General features: G+C 65.6%; 1 protein-coding gene. It reads right to left on the bottom strand.

Features of this window, described 5'->3' with window-relative positions:
* Position 1 precedes the first annotated feature (1 nt).
* Positions 2–16,237 carry a non-ribosomal peptide synthetase gene (locus tag GM668_RS24165; RefSeq protein ID WP_155441529.1) on the bottom strand — a complete coding sequence of 5,412 codons (16,236 nt, stop codon included), beginning with the start codon at positions 16,235–16,237 and terminating at the stop codon, positions 2–4.

The raw sequence follows: 16,237 nt of genomic DNA, 5'->3' as shown, positions 1-16,237 counted from the left end.
CTTAGTTTCCCCGCTGCGCGCGGGTGTTTTTTTGAGCGAGGCGGCTTTTCCGCATTTCCGCGCGCGACAGCGCGTCCGGCAGGCGTGCGCTGGCCGTGTTTCCGCTGTCCAGGTACTGCGCCAGCGCGGCGATCGTCGTGTGCTTGAAGTAGTCGGCAATCGACAACCGGCCCGGATGCAGGCCGTCCAGCCGCGCGTGCATCTTCACCAGCAGCAGCGAATTGCCGCCCAGTTCAAAGAAGCTGTCGTGGATGCCTGCACGGTCCAGGCCCAGCACATCGGCCCAGATATCGGCCAGCTGCTGTTCGGCCGGATTGCGTGGCGCCATGTAACCGGCGTCATTGCGGCTGCGGTACGGCGCCGGCAAAGCCTTGCGATCGAGCTTGCCGTTTGGCGTCAGCGGGAAGCGTTCCAGCACCACGTACGCATCCGGCACCATGTGGCCGGCCAGCGATGCAGCCAGTTCCGCACGCAGAGTGGCCGCGTCCGGTGTCACGCCTTCGGCGCCTGTCACGTACGCCACCAGCCGCTTGTCGCCCGGCCGGTCTTCGCGCACGACGACTGCCGCTTCGCGCACGCCGCTGCACGCGGCCAGCCTGCTTTCGATTTCACCCAGTTCGATGCGGAAGCCGCGGATCTTGACCTGGAAGTCGGTACGGCCGATGAATTCCAGGTTGCCATCGGCAAGCCAGCGGCCCTGGTCGCCCGTCTTGTACAGGCGGGCGCCCGGGACAGCGCTGAACGGATCGGCAATGAAGCGCTCCGCCGTCAATTCCGGACGGTTCAGGTAACCGCGCGCCACGCCGGCGCCGCCGATGTGGATTTCACCGGCCACACCCAGCGGCACGGGACGCAGCTGGCTGTCCAGCACGTGGATGTGCGTGTTGGCCAGCGGACGGCCGATCGGCACCGCACCGTCTTCGTTGCCAATGCAGCGGTAGTTCGACGCACACACGGTGGCTTCCGTCGGGCCGTACGAATTGAACAGCGCATAGCGGCTGCCCCAGTGCCGGGCCAGCGGCGCAGGCAACGCTTCGCCGCCGACGATCAGCGCCTGCAGCGGACCCAGGCCGGCGTCTTGCGGCAGCGCGGCCAGCACGGCCATCGGCAGGCTGACGTGCGTAATGGCGCGCTGTTTCAACGTCTCCAGCAGCGGGGCGCCCGGCAGCAGCGATGCTGCATCGGCCAGGTGCAGGGCGGCGCCGCTGCACAGCGCCATCGTGATTTCGGAAATGCACACGTCAAAGCTGAACGACACGAATTGCAGCACGCGGCTGTCCGGACGCACGCCAAACAGTTCGATTTGCGCGGCGGCCAGGTTGCACAAGCCTGCATGCTGGACCATTACGCCTTTCGGCTGGCCCGTCGAACCGGACGTGTAAATCACGTAAGCCAGATGGCTGCCTTGCAAGCCGATGGCGTCGGCCGCCGGGTTATTTGCAGGCTGCGCAGCCAGTTCCGCGGCCAAGGCGTCGATTGCCAGTACCGGTACGCGCTGTGCAGGCAGGTTGGCCAGCAGCGCCTGCTGCGTCAGCAGGACGGCAGGCTGGCAGTCTTCCACCATATAGGTGAGGCGCTCGGCCGGATAGGCCGGATCCAGCGGCACGTAGGCGGCGCCTGCCTTCAGTGTGGCCAGCAGGCCCACCACCATGTCGATGCCGCGTTCGACGCAGATGGCCACGCGCTGGTCCGGCTGCACGCCCATGCCGCGCAAATGGTGCGCCAGCTGGTTGGCCCGCACGTTCAATTGCGCATAGGTCAGCGACTGGTTTGCGAAGACCAGTGCACACGCATCGGGACGCGCCGCCGCCTGGGCTTCGAACCGCTGATGGATCAGGCGGACATCGCCGAAATCCGCATCGGTTGCATTGAATGCGTGCCGCAACTGGTGCTGTTCGTCGGCCGCCAGCAGCGCGAAGCTGTCCGGCACGGCATGGGGATCGGCCGCCATGGCCGCCAGCGCCGCCTGGTAATAGCCCAGGATGCGTTCCGTCTGCGCCACCGACAGGCTGCCGGGATTCAGTTGCACGTCGATGCCGCCTGCCGCGCTATAGCTGACATTGACGCCGAGGCCGTGGCCCGTTGCTTCAAACGCTTGCTGCAAGCCTTGTTCCTGCGGCGCCGACGACAGGCCCTCGTACACGTGGAAGTTCGTGAAGTTGAATGCAATGTCATACAGCGGATTACGGCCATTGTCCGCATACAGCTGGAAGTAGGGATAGTGGCGGTGCGCCAGCACATCCAGTTCATCGCGGTAGGTGGCCGTGATACGGTCGCTCCACGATGCGCCGGCCAGGCGCTGGCGGAATGGCAGCGTGTTCAGGAACAGGCCGAGGACTTTATCGCCGTCGGCCAGTTCCGGACGGACGTTGCAGACCAGGCCCGTCGTGACGTCATCTTTACCCGCCAGCATGGACACCACTTGCATGTGGGCGCACAGCAGCACGGTACGCACAGGCACGGCCAGTGTTTGCGCCAGTTCCTGCAAGGCTGCCGTGATGCCTGCCTCAATGTGCACGGAACGCGTGCGCTCCATTTCTTCAGCAACCGGGCCATCGGCCGGCGGCAGCGGCGTATGCTGGTGGTCCGCCAGGTAGGTTTGCCAGAATGCCTGTTGCTGCCTGGATGCCAGCGCCTGGCGCTCGCGGGTCGCCGTGGCTTTCGGCGTCAATGCCAGCGCAGGCAGCTCCAGCGTGCGCTCGCCGGATGCAATCAGCGCAAAGTACGCGTTGAACAATTCCGTTTGCAGCGACGCCACGCTCCAGCCATCGAGGATCGCGTGGTGGAAGCTCAGCGTGTACTGGATGGCTTTCGGACCCCGCACGTGTACGAAGATGCGCAGCAGCGGCGCGCTGCCCAGATCAAAGCTGGTCTGGCGTTCGGCATCGATGAAGCGGCCGATCAGCGCATCTTGCGCCGCTGTGTCCAGCGTGCTGATGTCGGTGACGGTCAGCGGAATGGCCGCGTCGTGATACACCAGTTGCAGCGGTTCGCTGTAGTGGCGCAAGTCGAAGCCGGTGCGCAGCACCGGATGCTTGCGCACCAGCGCCGCCAGCACCACGCGCAGCGCTTGTTCATCCCATGCGGGCAGCGCCAGGTAGTTGCTGAACACGTCGTGGTACAAGCCGCTGCCTTGCGCCAGCTCGTTATGGAAAATCATCCCCATTTGCAGCATGGTGACGGGGTAGGCGTCTTCCACGGTGGCCGGCAGTTTCGCGGCATCGTCTTCACTGATGGCCGGCAGTTCCGCTGCCGGTTCCTGTACTTGTCCATCGCCACGCTGGGCCAGCGCCGCCGCCAGGGCTGCAATGGTCGGATGCTGGAACAGGTCGACTATGGCCAGGTCCAGGCCGCGTTCCTTGGCTTTGGCCACGATGCCGATACTGCGGATCGAGTCGCCGCCGATGTCGAAGTAATTGTCGTGGATACCCGCACGCTCCAGGCCCAGTACTTCGCACCAGATGTCGCTGAGGGCGGTTTCCACGGGGCCTTGCGGCGCCACGTATTCATGGCGGGCATAAGCCGTGCTGTCCGGCGCAGGCAGCGCCTTGCGGTCGAGTTTACCGTTGGCCGTCAGCGGCAAGGTGTCCAGCTGCACGTAGGCCGCAGGCACCATGTAGTCCGGCAGTTGCTGCAGCAGGGCAGTGCGCAGCGCTTCCGCAGTGGTTTCCGCCTCATTGACGGTGTAATACGCAACCAGGCGCTTGTCGCCCGGCGTATCTTCACGCACCAGCACGAATGCATCGCGCACACCGGCGCACGCAGCCAGTTTCGCTTCGATTTCACCGAGTTCGATGCGGAAGCCGCGGATCTTGACCTGGAAGTCGATGCGGCCGATGTAATCAATGCTGCCGTCGGGCAGGCGGCGCGCCACGTCGCCCGTGCGGTACAGGCGCGCGCCCGGACGCTGGCTGAACGGATCGGCAATAAAGCGCTGGCTGGATAATTCCGGACGGTTCAGGTAAGCGCGCGCCACACCGGCGCCGCCCACGTACATTTCACCGGCCACGCCGATCGGGACCAGCTGGCCATGCGGATCCAGGATGTGGATTTGCAGGTCGGGAATCTGGCGGCCGATCGGGCTGCTGCCGGCCCGTTCGCAGTCGGCAGGCGACAGCGCGCGGTAGCTGACGTGCACCGTGGTTTCCGTGATGCCGTACATGTTCACCAGCTGCGTGGCGCCGTTGCGGCTGTCCTGGTACCACGGACGCAGCGCGGCCACGTCCAGCGCTTCGCCGCCGAAGACGACGGTGCGCAGGCTGTGCGGCAAGGTACTTGCGGCCTGCGCCGCCACCAGCTGGCGGAACGCGCTTGGCGTCTGGTTCAGCACCGTCACGCCTTCGCGCGACAGCAGCGCATAAAACTCTTGCGGCGAGCGGCTGACGGCGTACGGTACGACGACCAGGCGGCCGCCATAGGCCAGCGCGCCCCACAGTTCCCACACGGAGAAGTCAAACGCGAACGAGTGGAACAGCGTCCACACGTCGGTGTGGTTGAAGCCGAACCAGTGGTCCGTGGCCGAGAAGAGGCGCGCGACATTGGCGTGCTCGATCATGACGCCTTTCGGCATGCCGGTGGAGCCGGACGTGTAAATGATGTACGCCAGGTGGTGCGGCGCCAGGCCGTCGACGGTAGGGTTATGGTCCGGGCCTTGGAAAGCATCGTCCAGCAGCACGACGGGCGCTGCCGTGGCGGGCAGGGTTCCTGCCAGGCTCGCTTGCGTGACCAGCGCAGCCGGTTCGCAGTCGCCCAGCATATAGGCCAGGCGGTCGGCCGGGTAGTTCGGGTCGAGCGGCACGTAACCGCCGCCCGCCTTCAGGATGGCCAGCAAGCCGACCACCATGCCGATGCCGCGTTCGACGCAGATGGCCACGCGGCTGTCCGGGCCCACGCCCTGCGCCATCAGGCGGTGCGCCAGCTGGTTGGCGCGGCGGTTCAGCTGGTCGTAGGTCAGCGTTTCGCCATCGCAGACGACGGCCACCGCATCAGGACGGGCGGCAGCCTGCGCTTCGAATTGCTGGTGCATCAGGTGGTCACTGGCGAACGCCGCGCCATCGCCATTGAATTCACCCAGCAATTGCAGGCGTTCTTCGGATGGCAGGATAGTCAGCAGGCTGGCCTGCTGGTCTCCGCCCGATTCCAGTGCGGAAATCAGGCTGGCCATGGCGGTTTGCAGGTAAGCGCCCACCCGTGCCGCGCTGATGCCGTGCGTGCACTGGGCGCTGATGCCAAATCCGTGGCCGAAATCATCGACGTTGACGGTGAGCGGGTAATTGCTGCGCTCATCGTTGGACAGCGAGCGGATACCGTCCCATGCGCTTTCCGCCGCCACGCCCGCATCGGCCGACGTATCGTGATGGCTGTGGCGGAAGTTGAACAGCGCCGTGAACAGCGGCATCGGCGGCGTCACGCCGCTGCAGCGCTGGGCCATGGCCAGCGATGCCTGTTCGTGGTCCAGCAATTCGCGCAGGCTGGCATAAGTTTCACTGACCAGTTCACGCGCATTGCGGCCTTCCAGCGTGATGCGGATCGGCAGCGTATTGATGAACATGCCCAGCACCTGGCCTACGCCTTCGGAACCTTGCAGGCGGCCCGACATCACGGAGCCGAATACCACGTCGTCGCGCCCGCTGCATTGCGCCAGCATGCGGGCCATGGCGGCGTGGAACAATACTGCCGGGGTTACGCCGGCCTTGCGGGCCGCGTCACGCACCGCAGCGGACACGCCGGCGTCCAGCTCCACGTGCACTTCATCGAGCGGACCGCCGTCACCCTGCACATTGAGCACGCCGAATGCCGCCGTGGGTTCGCTGACGTCGCCCAGCTTGCGCTTGAAATAGGCTTCGTGTTCGGTGGCCGGCGTGGCCAGCGTCTGTGCAATGAAATTCCGGTAAGGCAGCGATGGCGCCAGGTATGCCGCGCCACGATGCATCAGCACCTGCAATTCCGTCATCATCAATTCAATGGTGACGTGGTCGCACACGATGTGGTGGTGCAGCAGGGCCAGCAGCCATTCGCCCGTTTCCGGGTTGGCGGCAATGGTGGCGCGCAGCAGCGGGGCGCTGTCCAGCGGCAGGCTGGCCTGGCGCGGATCCGTCAGCGCGAGGAATTGCGCGGTGGCGTCGCCGCCTGCCGCCAGCGCCACTTCCGTGACAGGCAATTGCGTGTCGCGCAGCACCACTTGCACAGCGTGCGGCAAGCCGGCCCAGCGGATCGTCGTGCGCAGGATGTCGTGGCGGCTGATGATTTGCTGCAGTGCGCCGACAAAAGCATCCAGGCGGCTGCGGCTGTCAAAGGCCAGTGTCGAGCGCAGGCGGTAGGCGTCGTTTTCCGGCGACAGCATATGGTGGAACAAAATGCCTTCCTGCAGAGGGCCCAGCGGATAGATATCCTGGATACCGGCAGCACCCTGCGGCACGGTGGCGGCAATCTGGCCGATCTGCTGCTGCGTCAGCGCCACCAGCGGCAGCATGTCCGGCGTGATGGCGCTGCAATTGGCTGGAATCAGGTTGGGCGGAGCCGTGAAACCGGTAGCTGCCTGCCCGGCAATGGCGGCCGCCATGGACGCCACGGTGGGGGCGGCAAAGACGGTGCCCACGTCCAGCGCCAAGTGCGCGGCGCGCATTTGTTCGATCAGGCGCACCACCATCAGTGAATGGCCGCCCAGTTCGAAGAAGTTATCGTCGCGGCCAACCTGCTGAACGCCCAGCAACGTTTGCCAGATACCGGCAATGGCGGTTTCCACGGGACCTTGCGGCGCATGGTAGACGCGGCCGGCCACTGCGGCGCCATCCGGTGCGGGCAGCGCTTTCTGGTCGATCTTGCCGTTCGGCGTGACGGGGAATGCCGCCAGTTGCACGAAGGCGGCCGGCACCATGTAGTCGGCCAATTCAGCCGACAGTTCGGTGCGCAGGGCGGAAGGCGGCACGGATGCGCCGTCCTGCGCAATGACGTAGGCTACCAGGCGCTTGTCGCCAGGCTGGTCTTCCCGCACCACCACCAGCGCTTCGCGTACGCCGTTGCAGGCCGCCAGCCTGGCTTCGATTTCACCCAGTTCGATGCGGAAACCGCGGATCTTGACCTGGAAGTCGCGGCGGCCCAGGTAGGCGATGGTGCCATCCGTATTCCACCGTCCCAGGTCGCCCGTGCGGTACAGGCGGCCGCCGGGCGTGGCTGGGTCGTCGATAAAGCGCTCGGCCGTCAATTCCGGACGGTTCAGGTAGCCGCGCGCCACACCGGCGCCGCCGATGTAGATTTCACCGGCTACGCCCAGCGGTACGGCGCGCAGATGCGCGTCGAGGATGCGCACTTGCGTATTGGCCAGCGGACGGCCAATCGGGATGGCGCCGCAAGGCAGCGCGTCGTTGCGGCCATAGGCGATGGTGGTGGCGGTAACCGTGGCTTCCGTCGGGCCGTACGCATTGAGCCAGCGGCAGTTGACAAGGCCGGGCGCCGCCATCCATGCCGCCAGGTGGCGGGTTTCCGCTTTTTCACCGCCGACAATCACGAGCCGCAGCGACGGCATGGCACGCTGCTTGAGACTTTCATCCTGGGCCCACTGGTGCCAGAACGCGGTCGGCAAGTCGCACACGGTCACCTGGTACAGGTCGAGGAAATCCAGGAAGCGCTGGTCTGGCGCCACCATATCGGCGGGACGCATGACCAGCGTGGCGCCAACTGACAGCGCCGGGAACACTTCGCCCACCGACACGTCAAAGCTGAACGATGCGAATTGCAGCACGCGGTCGCAGCCCGTCAGGCCGGTGGCGGCAACGTGGCCTTGCACCAGGTGCACGGTGTTGGCGTGCGTGACCATCACGCCTTTCGGCTGGCCCGTCGAGCCGGACGTATAAATCACATAAGCCAGGTGGCCGCTGTGCAAGCCCATGGCGGCGGCATCGGGGTTCGCGTCCGGCAGCTCCATCAGTTGCGTTTCCATGCTGTCGAGCGCCAGCACGGGCACGTCCAGTGCTGGCAGCATAGCCAGTTGCGCGGTGCGGGTGATGACTGCCGCCGGGGCGCTGTCGTCCACCATGTAGGCGAGGCGCTGGGCCGGGTAGGCCGGATCGAGCGGCACGTAGCCGCCACCTGACTTGAGCACGGCCAGCATGCTGACCACCATGTCGATGCCGCGCGGCAGGCAAATGGCCACGCGCTGGTCCGGCTGCACGCCGGAGCTGCGCAACGCATGCGCCAGCCGGTTGGCGCGCGCATTCAATTCGCCATAGCTGACGATGGCGCCATCGAAGACCAAAGCCGGGGTATCCGGATGGCTGGCGGCTTGCGCTTCAAATGCTTGCTGGACCAGCGTTTGCGGCGCTGGTGCCGGTGTAGCAGCGGTGGCCGGGAACACGTGTTCCACCAATTCCCGTTCCGGCGCTGCAAGGAAATCCGATGCGTGGTGACCGGCGTCCGGATGGCGGGCGATATCGGCCAGCACGGCTTCAAAATAGCCCAGGATGCGCCCGGTCTGCGCGGCGGACAGGCTGCTGGTGTTGAGTTCCACGTGGATGCCGCGTCCCGGCTTCACGTTGAAATTCACGTCCAGGCCATAGCCCGTCGCTTCAAATGCCTTGTTGTAGCCTTCCTGTACCGGGGCAGCCTTCAAATCGTCATACACGTGGAAGTTCGTGTAATTGAACGTGATGTCGTAGAACGGATTGCGGCCGTTATCCGCGTGCAGCTGGAAGTACGGATAGTGGCGGTGCGCCAGCACGTCCAGTTCGTTGGCATAGGTCTGGCGGATCAAATCCGTCCAGCTGGCGCGCGGCAAGTGCTGGCGCAGCGGCAGCGTGTTGAGGAACAGGCCCAGGACTTTGTCACCGTCCGCCAGCTCGGGACGGACATTGCAAATCATGCCGACCGTGACATCATCGGAACCGTCCAGCATGGACGCGACACGCAGGTGGGCGCACAGCAACACCGTGCGCAGCGGCACTGCCAGGGTTTGCGCCAGTGATTGCAGGGATGCCGCGACGTCCGCATCGACGTGCATGCCGCGCGTGCGCTCCATTTCTTCAGCAACCGGGCCATCGGCCGGCGGCAGCGGCGTATGCTGGTGGTCCGCCAGGTAGGTTTGCCAGAACGCCTGTTGCTGCCTGGATGCCAGCGCCTGGCGCTCGCGGGTCGCCGTGGCTTTCGGCGTCAATGCCAGCGCAGGCAGTTCCAGCGTGCGCTCGCCGGACTCAATCAGCGCAAAGTACGCGTTGAACAATTCCGTTTGCAGCGACGCCACGCTCCAGCCATCGAGGATCGCGTGGTGGAAGCTCAGCGTGTACTGGATGGCTTTCGGACCCCGCACGTGCACGAAGATGCGCAGCAGCGGCGCGCTGCTTAAGTCAAAGCTGGTCTGGCGCTCCGCATCGATGAAGCGGCCGATCAGCGCATCTTGCGCCGCCGTGTCCAGCGTGCTGATGTCGGTGACGGTCAGCGGAATGGCCGCGTCGCGGTACACCAGTTGCAGCGGTTCGCTGTAGTGGCGCAGGTCGAAGCCGGTGCGCAGCACGGGATGCTTGCGCACCAGCGCCGCCAGCACCACGCGCAGCGCTTGTTCATCCCATGCGGGCAGCGCCAGGTAGTTGCTGAACACGTCATGGTACAAGCCGCTGCCTTGCGCCAGCTCGTTATGGAAAATCATCCCCATTTGCAGCATGGTGACGGGGTAGGCGTCTTCCACGGCGGCCGGCAGTTTCGCGGCATCGTCTTCACTGATGGCCGGCAATTCCGCTGCCGGTTCCTGTACTTGTCCATCGCCACGCTGGGCCAGCGCCGCCGCCAGGGCTGCAATGGTCGGATGCTGGAACAGGTCGACTATGGCCAGGTCCAGGCCGCGTTCCTTGGCTTTGGCCACGATGCCGATACTGCGGATCGAGTCGCCGCCGATGTCGAAGTAATTGTCGTGGATACCGGCACGCTCCAGGCCCAGTACTTCGCACCAGATGTCGCTGAGGGCGGTTTCCACGGGGCCTTGCGGCGCCACGTATTCATGGCGGGCATAAGCCGTGCTGTCCGGCGCAGGCAGCGCCTTGCGGTCGAGTTTACCGTTGGCCGTCAGCGGCAAGGTGTCCAGCTGCACGTAGGCCGCAGGCACCATGTAGTCCGGCAGTTGCTGCAGCAGGGCAGTGCGCAGCGCTTCCGCAGTGGTTTCCGCCTCATTGACGGTGTAATACGCAACCAGGCGCTTGTCGCCCGGCGTATCCTCGCGCACCAGCACGAATGCATCGCGCACACCGGCGCACGCAGCCAGTTTTGCTTCGATTTCACCGAGTTCGATACGGAAGCCGCGGATCTTGACCTGGAAGTCGATACGGCCGATGTAATCAATGCTGCCGTCGGGCAGGCGGCGCGCCACGTCGCCCGTGCGGTACAGGCGCGCGCCCGGACGCTGGCTGAATGGATCGGCAATAAAGCGCTGGCTGGATAATTCCGGACGGTTCAGGTAAGCACGCGCCACACCGGCGCCGCCCACGTACATTTCACCGGCCACGCCGATCGGCACCAGCTGGCCGTGCGGATCCAGGATGTGGATTTGCAGGTCGGGAATCTGGCGGCCGATCGGGCTGCTGCCGGCCCGTTCGCAGTCGGCAGGCGACAGCGCGCGGTAGCTGACGTGCACCGTGGTTTCCGTGATGCCGTACATGTTCACCAGCTGCGTGGCGCCGTTGCGGCTGTCGTGGTACCAAGGACGCAGCGCGGCCACGTCCAGCGCTTCGCCGCCGAAGACGACGGTGCGCAGGCTGTGCGGCAAGGTGCTGCCGGCCTGCGCCGCCACCAGCTGGCGGAACGCGCTTGGCGTCTGGTTCAGCACCGTCACGCCTTCGCGCGACAGCAGTGCGTAAAACTCTTGCGGCGAGCGGCTGACGGCGTACGGCACGACGACCAGGCGGCCGCCATAGGCCAGCGCACCCCACAGTTCCCACACGGAGAAGTCAAACGCGAACGAGTGGAACAGCGTCCACACGTCGTTGTGGTTAAAGCCGAACCAGTGACCGGTCGCCGTGAACAGGCGCGCGACATTGGCGTGCTCGATCATCACGCCTTTCGGCATGCCGGTGGAGCCGGACGTGTAAATGATGTACGCCAGGTGGTGCGGCGCCAGGCCATCGACAGCCGGGTTATGTTCCGGGGCATCGGCATCGTCGTCCAGCAGCACGACGGGCGCTGCCGTGGCGGGCAGGGTTCCTGCCAGGCTCGATTGCGTGACCAGCGCAGCCGGTTCGCAGTCGCCCAGCATATAGGCCAGGCGGTCGGCCGGGTAGTTCGGGTCGAGCGGCACGTAACCGCCGCCCGCCTTCAGGATGGCCAGCAAGCCGACCACCATGCCGATGCCGCGTTCGACGCAGATGGCCACGCGGCTGTCCGGGCCCACGCCCTGCGCCATCAGGCGGTGCGCCAGCTGGTTGGCGCGGCGGTTCAGCTGGTCGTAGGTCAGCGTTTCGCCATCGCAGACGACGGCTACCGCATCGGGACGCGCGGCAGCCTGCGCTTCGAATTGCTGGTGCATCAGGTGGTCACTGGCGAACGCCGCGCCATCGCCATTGAATTCACCCAGCAATTGCTGGCGCTGTGCGGCAGGCAGGATATCGATGCGGCTGACCGCCAGCTGGTCGTCCTGCACCATGCCCGACAGCAGCAGTACATAGTGTTCCAGCATGCGCGCGATGGTCGATGCATCATACAAATCGCTGTTGTAGCGCAGCGAACCTTCAATGTGGCTGTCCGCATCGGTCAGCGCCAGGCTCAAGTCGAATTGCGCCACTTCGTGCACCTGGCCTGCATCGGACACTTCCAGTCCCGGCATCGCCAGCCGGCCGCCCTCCGGCGTCATGCTGAACATGGCCTGGAACAGGGGGCTGTGGCTCATGCTGCGGTTGGGCGCCAGCGCATCGACTACTTGTTCAAACGGCAGGTCTGCATGGTCATATGCGTGGATAGCCGTGGCTTTGACTTGCTGCAGCAAGCCTGCCACCGTGGTTTCCGGTTCCAGCGTGACGCGCAATGCCAGCGTATTGACGAAGAAGCCAATCAGCGGTTCGACTTCCGCGCGCCGGCGGTTGGCCACGGGCGTGCCGATGACGACGTCGCCCTGGCCGCTGAGGCGCGACAGCAGCGCCGACCATGCGGCCAGCAAGGTCATGAACAAGGTTGCGCCATGGCGCTGGCTCAGCGCCTTCAGGCTGTCGCTGAGGGCGGATGGCAGCACCACTTGCTGCACGCTGCCCGCATAGCTTTGTTTTGCGCCACGGGGACGGTCGGTCGGCAATTCCAGCAATTCCGGTGCGCCGGACAGGTGGCTGGTCCAGAATGCGCGCTGCGCTTGCAGCATGTCGCCCTGCAGCCAGTCGCGCTGCCATGCCGCATAGTCCGCGTACTGGATGGCCAGCGGCGGCAGCGGGTCGGGCAAGCCTTGCGAAAACGCCGCATACAGCGCCGACAATTCGCGCACCAGCACGGCGCTGGACCAGCCATCGGACACGATGTGGTGCTGCGTGATCAGCAGTACATGCTCTGCTTCGGACAGGCGCAGCAACTGGCCACGGATCAGCGGACCCGTTGCCAGGTCAAATGGCTGGCTGGCTTCGTCGGTGCTGAACCGGGCCACGGCGGCTGCCTGTTCATGGCCGCTCAGGTGGCACAGGTCGCGGTGGCCCAATGCGAAGCCGCAATCCGGCGCGCCGATGCGCTGCACGGGCGCGCCATCGGCTTCAACCAGCGTAGTGCGCAGTACTTCGTGGCGGGCCACGATGCGGTCCAGCGCCGCTTGCAGCGCGCCTCCGTCCAGGCGGCCTTTCAGGCGCAGCGCGGCCGGCATGTGGTACGCCAGGCTGGCGTTGTGATCGAGCTGGCTGACGAACCACAGGCGCTGCTGGGCAAACGACAGCGGCAGCGGTGCGCTGCGGTCCGCCGGGATAATGACACCCATCGTGGCGCCCATCCCTGTGTGCTGCGCGCCTTCGGCCAGCGCGGCAAATTCGGCCAGCGTCGGCTGCGCAAACAGCGCGCGCAGCGTCAGGTCCACACCCAGCTGTTCGCGCAGCCGCGCCACCATGCGCACGGCTTTCAGCGAATGGCCGCCCAGTTCAAAGAAGTGATCATTGCGGCCCACGCGCTCTGCGCCCAGCAATTCCTGCCATATGGCGGCTATGGCGTGTTCCGTGGCGCCTTGCGGCGCTTCATATTCGCGCGTGGCCAGCGCGGCGCTGTCAGGGGCGGGCAGGGCGCGGCGGTCCAGCTTGCCGTTTGGCGTCAGCGGATACGCATCCAAGGTGACGAAGGCGCTGGGGATCATGTATTCCGCCAGGCTGGCCGACAGCGCGCTGCGCAGCGCTGCCGCGGTCAGCGTGGCGCCGTCTTCGGCCAGCAGGTAAGCCACCAGGCGCTTGTCGCCCGGCTGGTCCTGGCGCGCCAGTACGACGGCTTCGCGCACGCCGTCGCATTCCAGCAGGCGGCCTTCGATTTCGCCCAGTTCAATGCGGAAGCCGCGGATCTTGACCTGGAAGTCGTTACGGCCCAGGAAATCAATGCAGCCATTCGGCGCCCAGCGTCCCAGGTCGCCGGTTTTGTACAGGCGCGCACCGGGAACCCCGCTGAACGGATCGGGAATAAAGCGCTCCTGCGTCAATTCCGGGCGGTTCAAATAGCCGCGCGCCACACCGGCGCCGCCGATATACAGCTCTCCCGCCACGCCCAGCGGTACGGGTTGCAGGTGGCGGTCCAGGATGTACAGGTGCGTATTGGCGATTGGACGGCCGATCGACAGCGAGTGGGCCGAGTGGATCGCATCGTCGACTTCCAGCGTGACGGTAAAGGTCGTGGTCTCCGTCGGGCCATACGTGTGCAGCAGGTGGCGCGGCGCGCTGTGCTTGCGCACGTTGGCCACCACGGCCAGACTGGCCTGGTCGCCGCCGAACACGAGGTAATTCAGCTTGCGGAATACGTGCGCCAGCGGCGTTGCATACTGGTGGAACAGGCCCACGGTCAGGTGCAGGATGGTGACAGCCTGCTGTTGCAGCAGCGCGCCGAATGCCTGCGGGTCCAGCAGCACGGCATGCGGTACGACCACCAGGGTGGCGCCGTTCAGCAGCGTGATCCACACTTCCCACGTCGATGCGTCGAACGCAGGGTTGGCGCAGAACGCCACTTTGTCGTCCGCCTGGATTTGCACGCACGGTTCGTTGATGACCAGTTGCAGCACGTTGTGGTGCTCGATCATCACGCCTTTCGGGTTGCCTGTGGAACCCGACGTATAAATCACGTACGCCAGGTGGCGCGCGGTCAGTTGCGGCAGCACCGGGTTCGCATGGTGTTTCGGCGCGCCATACGCGTAGCGTGGATGGTCCAGCGGCAAAAGGGGGATGGACTGCTGCGGCGTGGACAGCGGCGGCAGCTTGTGCGCCAGTTCCGGCGCGCACAGCACGGCGACCGGCGCGCAGTCGGCCAGCATGAACGCCAGGCGCTCGGCAGGGTATTCAGGATCCAGAGGCACATAGGCGCCGCCTGCTTTCAGGATACCCAGCATGGCCGCCACCATGTCGATGCCGCGCAGCGCACAGAGGCCGACGCGGTCGTCCGGCTGGACGCCCAGTTCCAGCAAATGGTGGGCGATGGCGTTGGCGTGCGCATTGAGCTGCGCATAGCTGATGTTCCGGCCATCGAAGACCAGCGCCGTTGCATCAGGGCGGGTGGCGGCCTGCTCTTCGAACAAGCGGTGGATCATGCCGTCTTTCGGATACGGCCGCGCATTGTCGTTGAACTGCACCAGCAATTGCGTGCGCTGGGGATCGTCCAGCAGTGCAATGCGGCTGATGGGTTGCTGGTCGTCGGCCACCATGGCGGCCAGCAGGCGCTGGAAATAGCCTGCCATGCGCTCGATGGACGCGGCGTCATACAGCGCCGTGGCGTAGCGCAATTCGCCCGTCATGCTGTCGCCATGGTCATTCAGCGCCAGGTTCAAATCAAATTGCGCACTGTGGTGCGCCTGTTCCATCGGCGTGATAGCCAGGCCGGGCAGGCGCAAGGTGGTGTCGCCCGGCGTGTTGTTCAAGCTGACTGTCACTTGCACCAGCGGGCTGTAGCTCATGCTGCGCACCGGCTGCAGCGCTTCCACCACTTGCTCGAACGGCAGTTCCGCATGTTCGTAAGCCTGCAGGGTCGAAGCTTTGACTTGTTGCAGCAGCGCCGCCACGCCGGTGTCATCGTCCAGCTGCACGCGCAAGGCCAGCGTATTGACGAAGAAGCCGATCAGCGGTTCCAGTTCCGCGTGCGGACGGTTGGCGACAGGCGTGCCGATGACGAGGTCGTGCTGGCCGCTGAGGCGCGCCAGCAGCGCCGACCACGCGGCCAGCATCGTCATGAACAGCGTGGCGCCATGGCGCTGGCTCAGCGCTTTCAACCCGTCGGCCAGGGCGGCGGGCAGTGAAAAGCGGCATACCGCGCCGTCGTAGTTCTGTTGTGCGGGACGGGGACGGTCTGCCGCCACGTCCAGCAATTCCGGCGCGCCGGCCAGGTGCGCTTTCCAGAAGTCCACATGGCCCTGCAGCCGTTCGCCTTGCAGCTGGCTGTGCTGCCATGCCGCGTAATCGGCGTACTGGATGGCCAGCGGCGGCAGCGGGTCAGGGCGGCCTTCTGCAAAGGCGCCATACAGCGCGGCGATTTCCCGTACCAGCACGGCGCTGGACCAGCCATCGGAAATGATGTGGTGCTTCGTGACCAGCAAAATGTGTTCGTCGTCGGCCAGGCGCAGCAACTGGCCGCGGATCAGCGGGCCCGTGCCGAGGTCAAACGGCGCCTGCGCTTCCTGTTTGCTGATGGCGGTAATGGCGTCAGCCTGCGCGGCGGCGTCCAGCGCCGTCAAGTCGCGTACGGCCAGTGCAAAGCCGGTATCGGCCGGGGCAATGACTTGCGACGGCTGACCGCCAACGCCGACCAGTGTGGTGCGCAGTACTTCATGGCGCGCCACGATGCGGTCCAGCGCGGCCTGCAGGGTTGCCGTGTGCAGCGTGCCGCTCAGGCGCAGTCCCGCCGCCATGTGATAGGCGGCGCCGGCTTCGCGGTCCAGCTGGTCGACAAACCACAGGCGCTGCTGGGAAAACGACAGGGGCAGGGGCGCGTTGCGGTCGGCCGGCGCAATGGCGCTATGGCCATCCTGTGTGGCGGCGCGCTCCTTCATGCGTTTTTGCAGGCGTTGCTGAAGGATGGCGTTTTGAAGCTTGGCCAGGTCGCGATCGCGATTGTTCAT

The organism is Pseudoduganella ginsengisoli (genome assembly GCF_009720865.1).
GTDB lineage: Bacteria > Pseudomonadota > Gammaproteobacteria > Burkholderiales > Burkholderiaceae_D > Rugamonas > Rugamonas ginsengisoli.
This window is presented reverse-complemented; position numbering and strand designations above follow the sequence as displayed.

Coding starts and splice junctions, on each gene's coding strand:
- GM668_RS24165 (WP_155441529.1), bottom strand. CDS start 16,237: ATGAACAATCGCGATCGCGACCTGGCCAAGCTTCAAAACGCCATCCTT.